Origin of the sequence: Ramlibacter tataouinensis (assembly GCF_001580455.1) — a bacterium.
GTDB classification, from domain to species: Bacteria; Pseudomonadota; Gammaproteobacteria; order Burkholderiales; family Burkholderiaceae_C; genus Ramlibacter; species Ramlibacter tataouinensis_B.
Genome location: NZ_CP010951.1, coordinates 2,376,374 through 2,395,637, shown reverse-complemented (window position 1 = coordinate 2,395,637; position 19,264 = coordinate 2,376,374). Strand labels below are relative to the sequence as shown.

At 66.5% G+C, this 19,264-nt stretch carries 15 protein-coding genes and 4 tRNA genes; all 19 read right to left on the bottom strand.

The annotated features are described in order from the left end of the window. Positions 1–18 precede the first annotated feature (18 nt). The 19 genes from rsmB to UC35_RS11505 all read right to left on the bottom strand — a co-directional run bounded on the left by rsmB (position 19) and on the right by UC35_RS11505 (position 19,260). Positions 19–1,341, bottom strand: coding sequence for a 16S rRNA (cytosine(967)-C(5))-methyltransferase RsmB (rsmB, locus tag UC35_RS11595; RefSeq protein WP_061499609.1), 1,323 nt, complete (start codon positions 1,339–1,341; stop codon positions 19–21). Positions 1,342–1,345: 4 nt separating this feature from the next. Beyond that, entirely contained in the window at positions 1,346–1,915 is a 570-nt protein-coding gene (locus tag UC35_RS11590; protein ID WP_082793563.1) for a hypothetical protein, read from the bottom strand. Between the two features lie 69 nt (positions 1,916–1,984). Continuing rightward, positions 1,985–6,217, bottom strand: a complete 4,233-nt coding sequence (gene rpoC / locus UC35_RS11585; RefSeq protein WP_061499603.1) for a DNA-directed RNA polymerase subunit beta' — start codon at positions 6,215–6,217, stop codon at positions 1,985–1,987. Positions 6,218–6,235: 18 nt separating this feature from the next. After that, positions 6,236–10,348, bottom strand: a complete 4,113-nt coding sequence (gene rpoB / locus UC35_RS11580; RefSeq protein ID WP_061499601.1) for a DNA-directed RNA polymerase subunit beta — start codon at positions 10,346–10,348, stop codon at positions 6,236–6,238. Positions 10,349–10,633: 285 nt separating this feature from the next. Continuing rightward, positions 10,634–11,011 (bottom strand): 50S ribosomal protein L7/L12, encoded by a 378-nt coding sequence (gene rplL, locus UC35_RS11575; protein ID WP_061499598.1) that lies wholly within the window; start codon positions 11,009–11,011, stop codon positions 10,634–10,636. 42 nt (positions 11,012–11,053) lie between these two features. Beyond that, positions 11,054–11,569: a 50S ribosomal protein L10 gene (gene rplJ, locus UC35_RS11570; protein WP_061499595.1), complete on the bottom strand. Its 516-nt coding sequence runs from the start codon at positions 11,567–11,569 to the stop codon at positions 11,054–11,056. Positions 11,570–11,818: 249 nt separating this feature from the next. Next, the gene (gene rplA / locus UC35_RS11565; RefSeq protein ID WP_061499593.1) at positions 11,819–12,514 is read right to left on the bottom strand and encodes a 50S ribosomal protein L1; all 696 of its coding nucleotides are present in this window, start codon (positions 12,512–12,514) and stop codon (positions 11,819–11,821) included. A 3-nt stretch (positions 12,515–12,517) separates the two neighbouring features. Further along, positions 12,518–12,949, bottom strand: a complete 432-nt coding sequence (gene rplK / locus UC35_RS11560) for a 50S ribosomal protein L11 (RefSeq protein WP_061499589.1) — start codon at positions 12,947–12,949, stop codon at positions 12,518–12,520. 112 nt (positions 12,950–13,061) lie between these two features. Next, positions 13,062–13,589 carry a transcription termination/antitermination protein NusG gene (gene nusG / locus UC35_RS11555; protein ID WP_227820560.1) on the bottom strand — a complete coding sequence of 176 codons (528 nt, stop codon included), beginning with the start codon at positions 13,587–13,589 and terminating at the stop codon, positions 13,062–13,064. Between the two features lie 74 nt (positions 13,590–13,663). Further along, entirely contained in the window at positions 13,664–14,047 is a 384-nt protein-coding gene (gene secE / locus UC35_RS11550; RefSeq protein WP_061499583.1) for a preprotein translocase subunit SecE, read from the bottom strand. 83 nt (positions 14,048–14,130) lie between these two features. Continuing rightward, positions 14,131–14,206: transfer RNA gene (locus UC35_RS11545), tRNA-Trp, on the bottom strand. A gap of 136 nt (positions 14,207–14,342) precedes the next feature. After that, entirely contained in the window at positions 14,343–15,533 is a 1,191-nt protein-coding gene (gene tuf / locus UC35_RS11540) for an elongation factor Tu (protein ID WP_061498189.1), read from the bottom strand. Positions 15,534–15,592: 59 nt separating this feature from the next. Further along, positions 15,593–15,667 (bottom strand) — tRNA-Thr (locus tag UC35_RS11535). 31 nt (positions 15,668–15,698) lie between these two features. Further along, a tRNA-Gly gene (locus UC35_RS11530) sits at positions 15,699–15,772 on the bottom strand. A gap of 102 nt (positions 15,773–15,874) precedes the next feature. Then, a tRNA-Tyr gene (locus UC35_RS11525) sits at positions 15,875–15,960 on the bottom strand. A gap of 57 nt (positions 15,961–16,017) precedes the next feature. Then, positions 16,018–16,743 carry a uracil-DNA glycosylase gene (locus tag UC35_RS11520; protein WP_145979615.1) on the bottom strand — a complete coding sequence of 242 codons (726 nt, stop codon included), beginning with the start codon at positions 16,741–16,743 and terminating at the stop codon, positions 16,018–16,020. 29 nt (positions 16,744–16,772) lie between these two features. Next, on the bottom strand, positions 16,773–17,567 hold the full coding sequence (gene trpC, locus UC35_RS11515; RefSeq protein WP_061499578.1) for an indole-3-glycerol phosphate synthase TrpC: 795 nt from the start codon (positions 17,565–17,567) through the stop codon (positions 16,773–16,775). A gap of 1 nt (position 17,568) precedes the next feature. Beyond that, positions 17,569–18,600, bottom strand: a complete 1,032-nt coding sequence (gene trpD, locus UC35_RS11510) for an anthranilate phosphoribosyltransferase (RefSeq protein ID WP_061499575.1) — start codon at positions 18,598–18,600, stop codon at positions 17,569–17,571. 9 nt (positions 18,601–18,609) lie between these two features. Further along, positions 18,610–19,260, bottom strand: coding sequence for a LysE family translocator (locus tag UC35_RS11505; protein ID WP_061499572.1), 651 nt, complete (start codon positions 19,258–19,260; stop codon positions 18,610–18,612). Between the last annotated feature and the right edge of the window lie 4 nt (positions 19,261–19,264).

The window sequence follows — 19,264 nt, the reverse complement described above, 5'->3', positions numbered from 1 at the left end:
ACACACAGGCATGCGCGCTCAAGCGGCTTTTTCCAGCAGCGCGTAATAGAAACCGTCGTGATCACTTCCCCGATTGTCCCGGAGGCCATTGTCCATATCCCCGGATTCGGGCAGCAATTGGCCGGGCGCAGGCCGCAAAAGCGCCTCTTTGTTGTGCGCAAGAAACGTTTCAAGCTGGCCATTTCCCTCGGCGCGGAACACCGAACAGGTGCAGTACAGAAGCCGTCCGCCGGGAGCCAGCAGCGGCCACAGCGTGGCCAGCAAGCGCGCCTGGATCGCCGCCAGTTGCCCGATGTCGCTGGCCCGGCGCAGCCAGCGCACGTCGGGGTGGCGGCGCACGATGCCCGACGCACTGCAGGGCGCATCCAGCAAGATGGCGTCGAACAGCTGCCCGTCCCACCAGGCGTGCGGCTGGCCGGCATCGGCAGCGATGACTTGCGCGCGCAGCTGCAGTCGCGCCAGTGTTTGCCCGATCCGCTCGCAGCGTTCGGGCGAGATGTCCAGTGCCGTCACGTCGGCGTCGGCCAGTTCGAGCAGGTGCGCGGTCTTGCCGCCCGGGGCGGCGCAGGCATCGAGGATGCGCAGCGACCGGCCCGCCGGCGCCAGTTCGCGCAGCAGCAGGGGCGCGGCGAGCTGGGCGGCGGCATCCTGAACCGACACCAGGCCCTCGTCGAAGCCGGGGACCTCGTGCACGCCGCGCGGCTGCGCGAGGATCACGCCGTGCTCGCCCACCGCACTGGCGACGATGCCCTGCGCTTGCAGCGACCGCAGGTAGTCCTCCCGGCTGGTGCGGCGCAGGTTGACGCGCAGCGTCATGGGCGCGCGCGCGTTGTTGGCGTCGATGATGCGCTGCCACTGCGACGGGTGGTCCTGGCGCAGCAGGTCGATCCACCACTTCGGGTGGTTCCAGACGGCCACCGGATCGCGCTCGCTCGCCGCCGTCAGGGCGGCGCGCTCGCGCAGGAAGCGGCGCAGGCAGGCATTGATGAAGCTGGCCTGGCCGCGCGCGTCGCCGCGCTTGGCCGCCTCCACCGCCTGGTCCACCAGCGTGAAGGCCTCGAACGGCGCCTCCTCGTCGCGCCAGCACAGGGCCAGCGCGGTGCAGAGCAGCGCATCCGCGCCGGCCGGCGGCGGCCGGCGGGCCAGCTGACGGCGCAGGGCCTCGGCCCGGCCCAGGTGGCGCAGTGCATGAAAAGCGAGCGCTTGCGCACCGGGCCGTGCTGCGGGCGCCAGGCGGTCGAGGGCCGGGGTGGCCGACTGTCCGGCGCGCACCGCCGCCACCACTTGCGAGGCGGCCTGCAGGAGCCGCCAGAGCGGCAGGGAAGAAGGTGTCTGCACCATGGGCTCAGGCTGGCCGCGAGATCGGCGCCGGCGTCAACGCGCGCGCCGGCTTGAACCCGAACAGCCAGGCCAGCATGATGGCGGGAAACTGGGCGATCGCCTGGTTGTAGCGTTCCACCGCCTGGTTGAACTGGCCGGTGGCGGCGCGCGCCTGCGCCGCCAGCTGCGCGCGCCGCGACAACACCGTGTCCGGGAGGCGCGCGCCGGCCAGGTCGTGCGCTTCATCGTGCTGCGCGTGCTCCCAGGCCGTGGCCAGCGCATCCTGCGCGGTGCCCAGCGCCGCCACGCGCGCGGGATCGAGCGGCTTGTGGCGTGCAGCGGACAGGCTCACCGCCAGCTGCGCGGCCGCGGCCTGCAGGGAAGTCCAGATGGAGGTGAGGCCTTCCAGCGGCGCCGGCTGCGTGCCCTGCGGCAGCTGCGCCTGCACCAGCTCGATCTGCTGGCCCAATTCGGCATCCACCGCCGCGAAGGCGGCGATCGCCGCGGCGCGCAGTCGCACCAGCCGGTTGTACGCGCCGACGGCCCAGAACAAGAGGACGGCGGCGGCACTCCAGAGGACGATGGTTTCGGTCATCATCGCATCGAAAAAAAAAGCGCCCCGGCCTTTGCAGGACCGGGGCACCAGTTTAGAGCCTGTCCAGGCTTACTCGGTGGGGGCGCCTTCGCTCGCCTCGGGCGCGGTGGCCTCGGCGGTCGCGGCCGCACCGGCCAGTTCCGCGGCTTCGGCATCGGCGATGGCGCGGCGCTCGGCCTCGTCCATCTGGTCCTTGACCTTGCGCGCCTGGTGGTACGCCATGCCGGTGCCCGCGGGGATCAGGCGGCCGACGATGACGTTTTCCTTCAGGCCGCGCAGTTCGTCGCGCTTGCCCATGATCGCCGCCTCGGTCAGCACGCGCGTCGTTTCCTGGAAGGAAGCCGCGGAGATGAACGAGTCGGTCGACAGCGAGGCCTTGGTGATGCCCAGCAGCAGGTTGCTGTAGGTGGCAGGCACCTTGTTGTCGGCGCGCAGCGCGTCGTTGGTGTCCAGCATCTCGGAACGCTCGACCTGTTCGCCGGCGATGTAGCTCGACTCGCCGACGTTCTCGACCACGACACGGCGCAGCATCTGGCGAACGATCACCTCGATGTGCTTGTCGTTGATCTTCACACCCTGCAGGCGGTAGACGTCCTGCACTTCGTCGACGATGTAGCGCGCCAGTTCCTCGGCACCCAGCAGGCGCAGGATGTCCTGCGGGTCGGCCGGGCCGTCCACCACGGATTCGCCCTTGTTCACCACCTGGCCTTCGTGCACCAGGATGTTCTTTTCCTTGGGCACCAGCTCTTCCCAGACCTTGCCGTCCGGGTCGGTGATCTGCAAGCGGATCTTGCCCTTGGTCTCCTTGCCGAACGACACGGTGCCGGTGATCTCGGCCAGCACGCCCTTGTCCTTGGGCGAGCGCGCTTCGAACAACTCCGCCACGCGCGGCAGACCGCCGGTGATGTCACGGGTCTTCTGGCCTTCGATCGGGATGCGCGCCAGCACTTCGCCGGGGTTCACGTCCTGGCCGTCGCGCACCTGGATCAGCGAGCCCACCGGAAAGCCGATCGTCACCGAGTGGTCGGTGCCGGGGATCTTCACCTCGTTGCCCGCGATGTCGATCAGCTTGACCTGCGGGCGCAGGGCCTTGGCCGAGCGCTTCGGGTCGAACTTGATGACCACCAAGGTGGACAGGCCGGTCACTTCGTCGACCTGCTTGGCGACCGTGAGGCCCTCTTCCACGCCCTCGAACTTCACCTTGCCGGCGAATTCCGTGATGATGGGTCGCGTCAGCGGGTCCCAGGTGGCCAGCGGCGTGCCGGCCTTGACCTGCTGGTCGGCCTTGACGCTCAGGGTCGCGCCGTACGGCACCTTGTGGCGCTCGCGCTCGCGGCCGTGCTCGTCGTGGATGATGATCTCGCCGGAACGCGCGATCACCACCAGTTCGCCCTTGCTGTTGGTCACGTAGCGCATCGTGCTGTTGAAGCCGATCACGCCGGTGGACTTGGCTTCCACGCTGGAGGCGATGGCCGCGCGCGAGGCGGCGCCGCCGATGTGGAAGGTACGCATCGTCAACTGCGTGCCGGGCTCGCCGATCGACTGGGCGGCGATCACGCCGACCGCCTCGCCGACGTTGACCAGGCCACCGCGGCCGAGGTCGCGGCCGTAGCACTTGGCGCACAGGCCGAAGCGCGTCGCGCAGGTGAGCGCCGTGCGCACGCGCACTTCGTCCACGCCCGCGGTCTCGAGCTCTTCGATCGCGTCCTCGTCCAGCATCTCGCCGGCCTTGACGATCACCTCGCGGCTTTCCGGATGCAGCACGTCCTCGGCGGCGACGCGGCCCAGGATCCGGTCGCGCAGTGATTCGATCACTTCACCGCCCTCGACGATGGCGCGCATCAGCGAGCCGTCGCGGGTGTCGCAATCTTCCTCGGTCACGACCAAATCCTGCGTCACGTCGACCAGGCGGCGCGTCAGGTAGCCGGAGTTCGCGGTCTTCAGCGCCGTGTCGGCCAGGCCCTTTCGGGCGCCGTGCGTGGAGATGAAGTACTGGAGCACGTTCAGGCCTTCGCGGAAGTTGGCCGTGATCGGAGTCTCGATGATCGAGCCGTCCGGCTTGGCCATCAGGCCGCGCATGCCCGCCAGCTGGCGGATCTGGGCGGCCGAGCCGCGGGCGCCGGAGTCGGCCATCATGTAGATGGAGTTGAAGGACTCCTGGTCCACTTCCTTGCCGTTGCGGTCGGTGACCTTTTCCTTGGCCAGCTGGGCCATCATGACCTTGGACACTTCGTCGCCGGCCTTGCCCCAGATGTCGACCACCTTGTTGTAGCGCTCGCCGGCGGTGACCAGGCCCGAGACGTACTGCTGCTCGATCTCCTTCACTTCCTTCTCGGCGCGGCCGATGATGTCGGCCTTCTGCGGCGGCACCAGCATGTCGTCCACCGCGATCGAGATGCCGGCCTTGGTCGCCAGCCGGAAGCCGTTCTGCAGCAGCTTGTCGGCGAAGACCACCGTCTCCTTCAGGCCGCACTTGCGGAACGAAGCGTTGATCAGCTTGGAGATTTCCTTCTTCTTCAGCGCCTTGTTGATGTTGGAGAAGGGCAGGCCCTTGGGCAGGATCTCCGACAGCAGCGCGCGGCCCACGGTGGTGTCGACCAGCGAGGTCGTGGCCACGAATTCGCCGGAGGCCTTGTCGCGGTTCCACTCGGTCAGGCGCACCGCCACCTTGGAGGTGAGCTCGACCTGGCCGGCGTCCAGCGCGCGCTGCACTTCACCGACGTCGGCGAACATCATGCCCTCGCCCTTGGCGTTGATGCGCTCGCGCGTCGTGTAGTACAGGCCCAGCACCACGTCCTGCGAGGGCACGATGGAGGGCTCGCCGTTGGCGGGGAACAGCACGTTGTTGGAGGCCAGCATCAGCGTGCGGGCTTCCATCTGCGCTTCCACCGACAGCGGCACGTGCACGGCCATCTGGTCGCCGTCGAAGTCGGCGTTGAAAGCCGCGCACACCAGCGGGTGCAGCTGGATCGCCTTGCCTTCGATCAGGATCGGCTCGAAGGCCTGGATGCCCAGGCGGTGCAGCGTCGGCGCGCGGTTCAGCAGCACCGGGTGCTCCTTGATCACCTCTTCGAGGATGTCCCACACCACCGGCGTGCCGGATTCGACTTCCTTCTTCGCCGCCTTGATGGTGGTGGCGATGCCCATCGCCTCCAGGCGCGAGAAGATGAAGGGCTTGAACAGCTCCAGCGCCATCAGCTTGGGCAGGCCGCACTGGTGCAGCTTGAGCGTCGGGCCCACGGTGATGACCGAACGGCCCGAGTAGTCGACGCGCTTGCCCAGCAGGTTCTGGCGGAAGCGGCCGCTCTTGCCCTTGATCATGTCGGCCAGCGACTTCAGCGCGCGCTTGTTCGCGCCGGTCATGGCCTTGCCACGGCGGCCGTTGTCCAGCAGCGAGTCCACCGCTTCCTGCAGCATGCGCTTCTCGTTGCGCGCGATGATCTCCGGCGCCTTCAGCTCCAGCAGGCGGCGCAGGCGGCTGTTGCGGTTGATGACGCGGCGGTACAGGTCGTTCAGGTCGGAGGTCGCGAAGCGGCCGCCGTCCAGCGGCACCAGCGGACGCAGGTCCGGCGGCAGCACCGGCAGCACGTCCATCACCATCCAGTTCGGCTTGATGCCGGACTTCTTGAAGGCTTCCAGCACCTTCAGGCGCTTGGCGTTCTTCTTGACCTTGACCTCGGAGCCGGTCAGGTCGCCGCGCAGCTTCTCGATCTCGAGTTCGATGTCGATGCCTTCGAGCAGGTCCTTGATGCCCTCGGCGCCCATCTTGGCGATGAACTCGTCACCGTATTCCTTGCGCTTGGCCTCGTAGTCGTCCTCGGACATGATGCTGAACTTCTTCAGCGGCGTCATCCCGGGGTCGGTGACCACATAGGCTTCGAAGTACAGCACGCGTTCGATGTCGCGCAGCGTCATGTCCAGCACCAGGCCCAGGCGCGACGGCAGCGACTTCAGGAACCAGATGTGCGCGCAGGGCGCGGCCAAGTCGATGTGGCCCATGCGCTCGCGGCGCACCTTGGTCTGCGTGACTTCGACGCCGCACTTCTCGCAGATGACGCCGCGGTGCTTCAGGCGCTTGTACTTGCCGCACAGGCACTCGTAGTCCTTGATCGGGCCGAAGATCTTGGCGCAGAACAGGCCGTCGCGCTCCGGCTTGAAGGTGCGGTAGTTGATGGTTTCCGGCTTCTTGACTTCACCGAAGGACCAGGAACGGATCTTCTCGGGCGACGCCATGCCGATGCGGATGGCATCGAAATGCTCGTCCGGCGTGAATTGCTTGAACAGGTCGAGTAGCGATTTCATGTGATCTGTCCCTTTGAATTAAGAACGCTCGAGTTCCATGTCGATGCCCAGCGAGCGGATTTCCTTCACCAGCACGTTGAAGGATTCCGGCATGCCGGCTTCGATGGCGTGCTCGCCCTTGACGATGGACTCGTACACCTTGGTGCGGCCCTGCACGTCGTCGGACTTCACGGTTAGCATTTCCTGCAGCGTGTACGAGGCGCCATAGGCCTCCAGCGCCCACACTTCCATTTCGCCGAAGCGCTGGCCGCCGAACTGGGCCTTGCCGCCCAGCGGTTGTTGCGTGACGAGGCTGTACGGGCCGGTGGAACGCGCGTGCATCTTGTCGTCCACCAGGTGGTGCAGCTTGAGCACGTGCATGTAGCCCACGGTGACCGGGCGCTCGAATTGCTCGCCGGTGCGGCCGTCGTACAGGTGCGCCTGCGTGCGCGTGGCCGTCAGGCCCTTCAGCCGGGCGATCTCTTCCGGATAGGCCAGCTGCAGCATGCCGCGGATTTCCTGCTCGGAGGCGCCGTCGAACACCGGGGTCGCGAAGGGCACGCCCTTGGCCAACTCGCCGGCCATCTCCAGCACTTCCTCGTCGGACAGCTTGGCCAGGTCTTCCTTGCGGCCCGAGCTGTTGTACAGCTGATCCATGAAGCTGCGCAGTTCGGCCGCGCGGGCCTGCTGCTGCAGCATGTCGCCGAGGCGCTGGCCGATGCCCTTGCCGGCCCAGCCCAGGTGGACTTCCAGCACCTGGCCCACGTTCATGCGCGAGGGCACGCCCAGCGGGTTGAGCACGATGTCGCACGGCGTGCCGTCGGCCATGTAGGGCATGTCCTCGACCGGGACGATCTTGGAGACCACGCCCTTGTTGCCGTGGCGGCCGGCCATCTTGTCGCCGGGCTGCAGGCGGCGCTTGACGGCCAGGTAGACCTTGACCATCTTCAGCACGCCAGCCGGCAGCTCGTCGCCCTGGGTCAGCTTCTTGCGCTTTTCCTCGAAGGCGAGGTCGAAGCTGTGGCGCGTCTGCTCCAGCGAGTTCTTGATCGACTCGAGCTGGGTCGCCACGTCGTCGTCCGCCGGGCGGATGTCGAACCAGTGGAACTTCTCGACCGACTGCAGGTAGTCCTTGTCGATCTTGGTGCCCTTGGCCAGCTTCTGCGGGCCGCCGTTGGCGACCTTGCCGGTCAGCAGCTTCTCGATCCGGTCGAAAGCGTCGGCTTCCACGATGCGCAGCTGGTCGTTCAGGTCCAGGCGGAAGCGCTTGAGTTCATCGTCGATGATCTGCTGCGCCCGCTTGTCGCGCTGGATGCCCTCGCGGGTGAAGACCTGCACGTCGATCACGGTGCCCTGCGAGCCCTGGTCGACGCGCAGCGAGGTGTCCTTCACGTCGGAGGCCTTCTCGCCGAAGATCGCGCGCAGCAGCTTCTCTTCCGGGGTCAGCGTGGTCTCGCCCTTGGGCGTCACCTTGCCCACCAGCGTGTCGCCGGGCATGACCTCGGCGCCCACGTAGATGATGCCGGACTCGTCCAGGCGGTTGAGCTGCTGCTCCGACAGGTTCGGGATGTCGCGGGTGATTTCCTCGGCGCCCAGCTTGGTGTCGCGCGCCATCACCACCAGTTCCTCGATGTGGATCGAGGTGTAGCGGTCGTCGGCGACCACGCGCTCGGAAATGAGGATCGAGTCCTCGAAGTTGTAGCCGTTCCAGGGCATGAACGCCACCAGCATGTTCTGGCCGAGCGCGAGCTCGCCCAGGTCGGTGGAGGCGCCGTCGGCCACCACGTCACCCTTGGCGATGCGGTCGCCGCGCTTGACGATCGGACGCTGGTGGATGTTGGTGTTCTGGTTGGAACGCTGGTACTTGATCAGGTTGTAGATGTCCACGCCGACTTCACCGGCGGCGGCTTCGTCATCGTTGACGCGCACCACGATGCGGGTGGCATCGACATAGTCGACCACGCCGCCGCGGTTGGCGGTGACCACCGTACCGGAGTCGACCGCGGAGACGCGCTCGATGCCGGTGCCGACGAAGGCCTTTTCCGGACGCAGCACCGGCACCGCCTGGCGCTGCATGTTGGCGCCCATCAGCGCGCGGTTGGCGTCGTCATGCTCCAGGAAGGGCACCAGCGAGGCCGCCACCGACACGATCTGCGCCGGCGAGACGTCCATGTACTGGATGCGGTCGGCGCTGACCAGCACCGATTCGCCGTGTTCACGCGCCGACACCAGGTCGCCGGTGAGGTGGCCTTCCTTGTCCAGCACCGCGTTGGCCTGGGCGATGACGTACTTGCCTTCCTCGATGGCCGACAGGTAGTCGATCTGGTTGGTGACCTTGCCGTCCACCACGCGGCGGTACGGCGTCTCGATGAAGCCGTACTCGTTCAGGCGCGCGTACAGCGCCAGCGAGTTGATCAGGCCGATGTTCGGGCCTTCCGGCGTCTCGATCGGGCACACCCGGCCGTAGTGCGTGACGTGCACGTCGCGCACTTCGAAGCCGGCGCGCTCGCGCGTCAGGCCGCCCGGGCCCAGGGCCGAGACGCGGCGCTTGTGGGTGATCTCCGACAGCGGGTTGGTCTGGTCCATGAACTGCGACAGCTGCGACGCGCCGAAGAACTCCTTCAGGGCCGCGGAAATCGGTTTGGAGTTGATCAGGTCGTGCGGCATCAGCGGCTCTTGCTCGGCCTGGCCCAGACGCTCCTTGACGGCCTTCTCGATGCGGGCCAGGCCCGTGCGGTACTGGTTCTCGGCCAGCTCGCCGACGCAGCGCACGCGGCGGTTGCCCAGGTGGTCGATGTCGTCCACTTCGCCGCGGCCGTTGCGCAGGTCCACCAGGATCTTGACCACCGCGAGGATGTCCTCGTTGGTCAGGACCATCGGGCCGGTGCTTTCGTTGCGGCCGATCTTGGCGTTGAACTTCATGCGGCCGACGCGCGACAGGTCGTAGGTGTCGGGGTTGTAGAACAGGCGCTGGAACAGGGCCTGCACCGCGTCCTCCGTCGGCGGCTCGCCGGGGCGCATCATGCGGTAGATGGCGACGCGGGCGGCGAATTCGTCCACGGTCTCGTCGATGCGCAGGGTCTGCGACATGTACGCGCCCTGGTCGAGCTCGTTGGTGTAGATGACCTGCAGGTCCTGGATGCCGGCCTGGCGCAGCTTCTTGAGCAGCGATTCGGTCAGCTCATCGTTGGCCTTGGCGATGATCTCGCCGGTGTCGGGGTCGATGATGTTGCGGGCGACGACGCGGCCGACCAGGTAGTCCTCGGGCACGCTGATGTGGGTGGTGCCGGACTGCTCCAGGTCGCGCGTGTGGCGGGCCGTGACGCGCTTGTCCTTGGCCACTACCACCTTGCCGCTCTTGTCGGTGATGTCGAAGCGCGCCACTTCGCCGCGCAGGCGCTCGGGCACGAACTCCATCTGCGCGCCGCTGTCCATCAGGCGGAAGTTGTCGTTGACGAAGAAGTTCGCCAGGATCGACTCCGGCGTGAGGCCGATCGCCTTGAGCAGGATCGTGACCGGCATCTTGCGGCGGCGGTCGACGCGGAAGTACAGGATGTCCTTGGGGTCGAACTCGAAGTCGAGCCAGGAGCCGCGGTAGGGGATGATGCGGGCCGAGAACAGCAGCTTGCCCGAGCTGTGCGTCTTGCCCTTGTCATGCTCGAAAAACACGCCCGGCGAGCGGTGCAGCTGCGACACGATCACGCGCTCGGTGCCGTTGATGATGAACGAGCCCTTGTCCGTCATGAGCGGCACTTCGCCCATGTAGACCTCCTGCTCCTTCACCTCCTTGACCACCTTGGACTGCGGGGTGGAGGACTCGCGGTCGTAGATGATCAGTTGCACGCGCGCGCGCACCGCCGACGCGAAGGTCAGGCCCCGGGTCTGGCACTCGCGCACGTCGAAGGCGGGCTTGGCCAGGTTGTATTCCAGGAACTTCATCTCGACGAAGCCGTTGTGCGAGACGATCGGGAAGGCGGCGTCGAAGGCGGCCTGCAGGCCCTCGATCGTGCGTTTTTGCGGATGGGCGTCGGCTTGCAGGAAAGCCGTGTACGCGTCCTTCTGCATTTGCAACAGGTACGGGATTTCCAGCACACTGTCGCGGCTGCCGAAGCTTTTGCGGATGCGCTTGCGTTCGGTGTAAGAATAGGCCATGAGATCTCCGGGCTAATGAGCTCTTGCGCAACTGGCGCCGGGTTTCCGGTGTCTCCGGGGCCCGGCGTTCTTGGTGGGTTGGCCACTACCAACCATGGCGGACAGCGATGCATTGCACATCGCCCGAACCAAGGCGTCTTCTGCAGTCGGTATCAGAAGACACTCGAAAAAACTAGGGGAAACCTCGTATTCTCCCAGTTTTTTCGAGTGCGCTCTTGCCGCACTCCATAAAGCACCAAAGGCTGGAGGCCCTTTCGGGACTCCAGCCTCGGCAGCCGGGTCGAATTACTTGAGCTCGACCTTGGCGCCGGCTTCTTCCAGCTTCTTCTTGGCCGCTTCGGCGTCAGCCTTGGCAATGCCTTCCTTGACGGCCTTGGGCGCGCCGTCCACCAGGTCCTTGGCCTCCTTCAGGCCCAGGCCGGTGATTTCGCGCACGGCCTTGATGACCGACACCTTGTTCGCGCCGGCTTCCATCAGCTGGACCGTGAACTCGGTCTTCTCTTCCGCGGCCGGTGCAGCGGCGCCGCCGCCAGCGGCAGCCGGGGCGGCCATGGCCGCGGCGGACACGCCGAACTTCTCTTCAATGGCCTTGACCAGGTCATTGAGTTCCATGACGGTCATGCTGTCCAGCGCCGTCAGAAATGCGTCTTTATCGAATGCCATTTCAAATTTCCTTCAGATAGGTTGGGTTCGTTGCCGCGCTCATCAAGCCGCCGCGGGAGCGGCTTCTTCGCCGCCGCCCTTCTTGGCGGACAGGGCGCCCAGCACCACGGCCGTGCGCGAGATGGGCGACATGAGCAAGCCGCAAAGCTGAGCCAGCAGAACTTCCTTGGAGGGAATGTTTGCCAGCTGCTTCACGCCGTTGACGTCCAGGGCCTTGCCCGCGAACGCGCCGCCGCGAATGACCAACTTGTCGTTGGTCTTCGCGAAGTCGGCCACCACCTTGGCGGCGGCGACTGCGTCCACAGAAAAGCCGTAGATCAGCGGGCCGGTCATCTGCTCGCCGACCACTTCGAACGCGCTGCCCGCCACAGCACGGCGCGCCAGGGTGTTCTTCAGAACACTCAAGGTCACGCCCTTGCTGCGCGCATCGTTGCGCAGTTTCGTCATGTCGGCGACCGTGATGCCGCGGTATTCCGCCATCACCAGCGTTTGAGCTTTAGCGGCGAGACCGGTCACCTCGTCGATGACCGCTTGCTTCTCACTGCGATTCAGACTCAAGGTCTACTCCTTCAAATGGGCCGTCGGTTGCCACCTTCGGCCCGCCTTCGTTGCAGCGACCAACTTCAGAAAGAAACTTCAATTCCATCTTCAGCGGGATCGCCATCTGCGTTGGCTTTCGATCGATTAAGGGGACTCGCGCCCCCGCCAACGGTCCTGGATGGCCTGCCGGTTTCACCTTCCGATGAGCCCGGCAGCCCACCACACCCAGCCGCACCTGCCCGCGCGGCCGGGAATTCCTTTACGCGATTACGCCGAGAGGGTCTGCAGGTCCACGCGGACACCCAGACCCATGGTCGACGACACCGCCACTTTCCTCAGGTACACACCCTTGCTGGTGGCCGGCTTGGCCTTGTTCAGCGCCTCGATCAGCGCCGACAGGTTGCCTTGCAGCTTGTCCGATTCGAACGAGCGGCGGCCGATGGTGGCGTGGATGATCCCCGCCTTGTCGGCGCGGAACTGCACCTGGCCGGCCTTGGCGTTCTTCACCGCGGTCGCGACGTCGGGGGTGACCGTGCCGACCTTGGGGTTCGGCATCATGCCGCGCGGGCCCAGGATCTGGCCCAGCGCACCGACCACGCGCATCGCGTCGGGCGCGGCGATCACCACGTCGAAGGGCATGTCGCCGGCCTTCACACGGGCCGCCAGGTCGTCCATGCCGACCACGTCGGCGCCGGCTGCCTTGGCTTCCTCAGCCTTGGCGCCCTGGGCGAACACCGCCACGCGCTTGGTCTTGCCGGTGCCGTTGGGCATCACGACCGCGCCGCGCACCACCTGGTCGGACTTCTTCGGGTCGATGCCCAGCTGAACGGCCACGTCGATGGATTCATCGAACTTGGCGGTCGCCGCATCCTTGACCATGCCGAGCGCCTCGCCCAGCGCGTACAGCTTGGTGCTGTCGACCTTGCCCTGCAGGGCTTTCTGCTTCTTGGTCAGCTTTGCCATGATTTACAGGCCCTCCACCGTGACGCCCATGGAACGGGCCGAGCCAGCCAGCGTACGGACGGCGGCGTCCACGGACGCGGCGTTCATGTCCTTCATCTTGGTCTTGGCGATCTCCTCGAGCTGGGCGCGGGTGATCTTGCCGACCTTGTCGCTGTGCGGCTTGGACGAGCCCTTGTCGAGCTTGATCGCCTTCTTGATCAGCGTGGTCGCCGGCGGCGTCTTGATGATGAAGGTGAAGCTCTTGTCCGCGAAGGCCGTGATCACGACCGGCAGCGGCAGACCGGGCTCGACGCCCTGGGTCTGGGCGTTGAACGCCTTGCAGAACTCCATGATGTTCAGACCGCGCTGACCGAGCGCAGGCCCGATCGGCGGCGACGGGTTGGCCTTTCCAGCCGGCACTTGCAGCTTGATAAAACCGACGATCTTCTTCGCCATGTTTTTTACTCCTTGCGGGTGATGACGCCTTGGCCTTCCGGCTTCGGCTCCCCGGGGGTTAACGACTCTGTCTCTTCAACCTTGCGCGGAGTCGGTGCGCGCAGGGCGATCGTCAGGTCTTTTCGACCTGGCTGAATTCCAGTTCCACCGGCGTCGCACGTCCGAAGATCGTGACCGACACGCGGACCTTGTTCTTCTCGTAGTTGACTTCCTCGACCGTGCCGTTGAAGTCGGTGAACGGGCCGTCCTTGACGCGCACGTACTCGCCGACCACGAATTCGACCTTGTGGCGCGGCTTTTCGGTGCCCTCTTCCATCTGGCCGAAAATCTTGGCCACTTCGCCCTCGGAAATCGGCGCCGGGCGGTTCTTCGCGCCGCCGACGAAGCCGGTGACCTTGTTGGTGTGCTTGACCAGGTGCCAGGTGTCGTCGTTCATGACCATCTGCACCAGCACATAGCCCGGGTAGAAGCGGCGCTCGGAAGTGCGCTTCTGGCCGTTCTTGATCTCGACGACTTCCTCGGTGGGCACCAGGATCTGGCCGAACATGTCCTGCATGCCGGCGCGGTTGATGCGCTCGCGGATGTTGCGCTCCACCGCCTTTTCCATGCCGGAATAGGCGTGCACGACATACCAGTGCATGTCGGGACGCGTCGGCTTGGCCGGCGCATCGGGCTGGGCGCTCGGCTCACCGGCCTGTGTATCGATCTCGCTCATCACTTCTTCCACCCCAGGATCAGGTCATAGAGGACCCATTCGAGGGTCTTGTCGGTCGTCCAGAGGAACACGGCCATGATGGCGCAGAAGGCGATCACGTAGCCCGTCATCTGGATCGACTCCTTGCGGGTGGGCCAGACGACCTTCTTGACTTCCTTCCAGGAGTCGCGGCCGAAGGCCACGAAGATCTTGCCGGTTTCGGAGGTCATGAACACCGCGAATGCCGCGGCCAACCCCACCAGCAGGGCGCCCCACTGCGCCCACTGGCCCTGGCGCCCCAGCAGGTAGAACGCCACCACGCCGGCGATCACCAGCGCGACGGCGGCTCCCAGCTTGGCCTTGTCGGCGCCGGTCGTCACGGTTTCAACTTGAGAAGTGGCCATGTTTGGCGCGATTTCCTGCTAATCCATCAAGACGCTCAAGCCCGACACACGGCCGGGCTTGGTTTTTTCGGGTGCCACTCAGGTGGCAGGGGCAGTAGGAATCGAACCTACAACCTTCGGTTTTGGAGACCGACGCTCTGCCAATTGAGCTATACCCCTCCGCCGCTCGTCTCATCGTCCTACGGTCCTTGGCATCTTGACCTTCGCTCGCTCGCGGTACTGAAGTACCGGTCGCTCGTCTCAGGCCAACCTGCCTGCGGCCCGCTTACGGACGCTGAGCCGTGCGTTTCTGCAATTACTCCATGATCTTGGCCACGACGCCGGCGCCGACGGTCTTGCCGCCCTCGCGGATGGCGAAGCGCAGGCCTTCTTCCATGGCGATCGGGGCGATCAGCTTCACGGTGATCGTCACGTTGTCGCCGGGCATGACCATTTCCTTGTCCTTGGGCAGCTCGATCGCACCGGTCACGTCGGTGGTGCGGAAGTAGAACTGCGGACGGTAGTTGTTGAAGAACGGCGTGTGGCGCCCGCCCTCGTCCTTGCTCAGCACGTACACCTCGGCGGTGAAGTGCGTGTGCGGCTTGATCGAGCCGGGCTTGGCCAGCACCTGGCCGCGCTCGACTTCTTCGCGCTTGGTGCCGCGCAGCAAGATACCGACGTTGTCGCCGGCCTGGCCCTGGTCCAGCAGCTTGCGGAACATTTCCACGCCGGTGCAGGTGGTCTTGACGGTGGGCTTGATGCCCACGATCTCGATTTCCTCGCCGACCTTGACCACGCCGCGCTCGACGCGCCCGGTGACCACGGTGCCACGGCCGGAGATGGAGAACACGTCTTCCACCGGCATCAGGAAGGCGCCGTCGATGGCGCGCTCGGGTGTGGGGATGTAGCTGTCCAGCGCGTCGGCCAGCTTCATGATGGCCTGCTCGCCCAGCTCGCCCTTGTCGCCTTCCATGGCCAGCTTGGCCGAGCCGTGGATGATCGGGGTGTCGTCGCCGGGGAACTCGTACTTGGACAGCAGCTCGCGCACTTCCATCTCGACGAGCTCGAGCAGCTCGGCGTCATCGACCATGTCGCACTTGTTCAGGAACACGATGATGTAGGGCACGCCCACCTGGCGGGCCAGCAGGATGTGCTCGCGCGTTTGCGGCATCGGGCCGTCGGCGGCCGACACCACCAGCACCGCGCCGTCCATCTGGGCGGCGCCGGTGATCATGTTCTTGACGTAGTCGGCGTGGCCGGGGCAGTCCACGTGCGCGTAGTGGCGGTTGGCCGTCTCGTACTCGACGTGGGCGGTGTTGATGGTGATGCCGCGCGCCTTTTCTTCGGGAGCCGCGTCGATCTGGTCATAGGCCTTGGCTTCGCCGCCGAACTTGGTCGACAGCACCGTGGTGATGGCCGCCGTCAGCGTGGTCTTGCCATGGTCCACGTGGCCGATCGTGCCGACGTTGACGTGCGGCTTGGTCCGCTCGAACTTACCCTTTGCCATTTTTCGACTCTCCGAAAAGTAACGTTCAACTCATCCGGCGCTGCCGCGCCTTCTTGCTCTGGTGCCCTTGGCGGGAATCGGACCCGCGACCTCTCCCTTACCAAGGGAGTGCTCTACCACTGAGCCACAAGGGCTGAATTCTTCCGTGTTGCGCGACGCCTTTCGTGGAGCGGGAGACGGGAATCGAACCCGCGTCATTAGCTTGGAAGGCTAGGGTTCTACCATTGAACTACTCCCGCCTTCGGACCGGCTTCCCGATCCCCGCAGGCGATGTTCAGGCCCTACACAAACCGCATCGCACAACAACACTTTCACTCGCCGGTCACCCGCTGAACTTCAGCTGGTGGAGGAGGCTGGATTCGAACCAGCGTAGGCGTAAGCCAACAGATTTACAGTCTGCCCCCTTTAGCCACTCGGGCACCCCTCCGGCGAACCTCGAAATATAGCATGAATTCGGGCGCCCAGCCGCAGCCGCTGCTGCGATTCACAGCACGCTGTCGCAACCGCGCCGCGCCAGCCACTCCCGCGCCTGGCGGAAGTGCCCGCAGCCGAGGAAGGGCACGGGCGGGCGGCGGGCCGACAGCGGCGACGGGTGGTTGGCCTGCAGCACCAGGGCCTCGCGCCCGTGCGCCGCGGCGGTTGTCTCGATCAGGCTGGCCTTGGCCTGGGCATGCGCGCCCCACAGCAGGTACACGCAGGGTGACGCCTGAGCCGCCACATCGGCCAGAAGCGCATCGGTGAGCTCCTCCCAGCCCTTCTTGGCGTGACTTCCGGGCTGCCCTTCCTCGACCGTGAGCACCGTGTTGAGCAGCAGCACGCCGCGCCGCGCCCAATCGATGAGGCATCCGTGCGCCGGCTCGGGCGCTTCTGTGCCGGCACGCAGCTCCTTGAAGATGTTGCGCAGCGACGGCGGCAGCCGCACGCCCGGCGGCACTGAGAAAGCCAGGCCCTCGGCTTGGCCGGGGCCGTGGTAGGGGTCCTGCCCCAGGATCACGGCGTGCACCTGCGCCAAGGGCGTGCTTTCCAGCGCCCGCAAGGGACGCGGCGGATAGATCACCGCGCCGCTGTCCAGTCGCTCGCGGATGAATTCGGCCAGGCGCAGGCCCGCGCCGCTGGCCAGGAAGGCATCGAGCGCCGGCTGCCAGCCGGGCGCGAGTGCCCATTCCTCGGGCGCCCAGCGCCTGAGGCGAGGGGTATCGAGCTCATCGATGGGCAACTGCCGGGCTTGAGCCACGTCGCTCAGCGGCTGAACAGCGCCGCCAGCGCCTCGCCCGGATCCTCGGCGCGCATGAAGGCCTCGCCCACCAGGAAGGCATCGACGCCCGCCTGGCGCATGGTCTTGACGTCGGCGCGGGTGGCGATGCCGGACTCGGTCACGACCAGCCGTCCTTCGGGCACGTCCGGGAGCATCTCGATCGTGGTCGCGAGCGACACCTCGAAGCTGCGCAGGTTGCGGTTGTTGATGCCCACCAGCCGGGTCCTGAGCTTGAGGGCGCGCTCCAGTTCGGCGCGATCGTGCACCTCCACCAGCACCGCCATGTCCAGGCTGCGCGCCACGGCTTCGAGCTCCTGCATGCGCGCGTCGTCCAGGCAGGCGGCGATCAGCAGCACGCAGTCGGCCCCCATCGCCCGCGATTCATAGATCTGGTAGGGGTCGATCATGAAGTCCTTGCGCAGCACCGGCAGGTCGCAGGAGGCGCGCGCCTGCTTCAGGTAGTCGGGCCGGCCCTGGAAGAACTGCCGGTCGGTCAGCACCGACAGGCAGGCCGCGCCGGCCTGCGCGTAGCTCTGCGCGATGTCGGCGGGCACGAAGTCCGCGCGCAGCACGCCCTTGCTGGGGCTGGCCTTCTTGACCTCGGCGATCACCGCGCTGGCGCCGGCGGCGATCTTGGCGCGCATCGCGCCTTCGAAGTCGCGCGTGAGCACCCGGCTCTCGGCGTCGGCACGCACGGCCTCCAACGGCAGCTTCTTCTGTGCCGCGGCGATTTCCTCGCGCTTGACGGCGACGATCTTGTCCAGGATGTCCGCCGCCATGTCAGCCTGCGAGCTTCTGCGTGAGCGCTGCCAGCTGGTCGAGCTTGGCCTTGCCCGCGCCCGATTCCAGCGCGGCGCGGGCGCGGGCGATGCCCTCCGGAATCGTCGCCGAGACGTTGGCGGCGTAGAGCGCAACGCCGGTGTTGAAGACCACGATGTCGCGCGCCGGACCGGGCTGGTTGTCCAGCACGGCCGTGAGCATCGCGCGCGACTGCTCGGGGCTCTCGACCCGCAGGTTGCGGCTGCTCGCCATCGGCAGGCCGAAGTCCTCGGGATGGATCTCGTACTCGGAGATCTCGCCGCCCTTGAGTTCCCCCACCATGGTGGCCGCGCCCAGGCTCACTTCGTCCATGCCGTCGCGCCCGTACACCACCAGGGCGTGCTCGGCGCCCAGGCGCTGCAGCGCGCGCACCTGGATGCCGACCAGGTCCGGATGGAACACGCCCATCAGGATGTTGGGCGCGCCCGCGGGGTTGGTCAGCGGCCCCAGGATGTTGAAGATGGTGCGCACGCCCAGCTCCTTGCGGATCGGCGCCACGTTCTTCATGGCCGGGTGGTGGTTGGGGGCGAACATGAAGCCCACGCCCGCCTCCTCGATGCAGCGCGCGATCGCCTCGGGCTTGAGGTTGATGTTCAGGCCCAGGCTTTCGAGCACGTCCGCGCTGCCGCTCTTGCTGGACACGCCGCGTCCGCCGTGCTTGCTCACCTTGGCGCCGGCCGCGGCGGCCACGAACATCGAGCAGGTCGAGATGTTGAAGGTGTGCGAGCCGTCGCCGCCCGTGCCCACGATGTCGACCAGGTTCGTCTTGTCGGCCACCTCGACCTTGGTGGCGAACTCGCGCATGACCTGCGCCGCGGCGGTGATCTCGCCGATGGTTTCCTTCTTCACGCGCAGGCCGGTGATCAGCGCCGCCATCATCACCGGCGACAGCTCGCCGCTCATGATCAGCCGCACGATCTTGAGCATCTCGTCGTGGAAGATCTCGCGGTGCTCGATGGTTCGCTGCAGCGCTTCCTGGGGGGTGATGGACATGGCGGCTCCTTACGTGGATGGATTGTCGGACAGGGCCAGCTTCAGCCCGAAAGCGATGAACATGGCGCCGGCCACGCGGTCGAGGACATGCATGCCGCGTTGCACCGCGTTGCGCCGCGCCATCCAGGCCGCGGCCAGCGCCCAGCCGCTGTTGACCGGGATGCTGTTGATGTTGAACAGCGCGCCGAGCAGCACGAAGGCCAGCGCCTTGTTGCCGGCATCCGGCGCGATGAACTGCGGCACGAAGGCCAGGAAGAAGATCGCGACCTTGGGATTGAGCACATTGGTCCAGAAGCCGCCGAGGAACACCGCGCGCAGGCTGGCGTCCGGCCGCGCCTGCGCCAGCGCCGCGAGGTCCTGCGGGGCCGCGGGCGCGCGCGCCATGAGCAGCCGCACCCCAATCCACAGCAGGTAGGCGGCGCCGGCCCACTTCAACACGGTGAAGGCGGTGGCCGAGGCGGCCAGCAGCGCGCTCACGCCCAGCGCCGCCGCGAACACATGGACGAAGCAGCCGGCGGTGATGCCCAGCCCGGCGATCACGCCGGCCCGGGCGCCCGAGCGCAGCGAGTTGGTGACGATGTAGAGGACGTCGGGACCGGGCGTGAGGTTCAACAGCAGGCCGGCGGCGACGAACAGCAGCAGGTGTTGCGCGTCGGGCATGGCC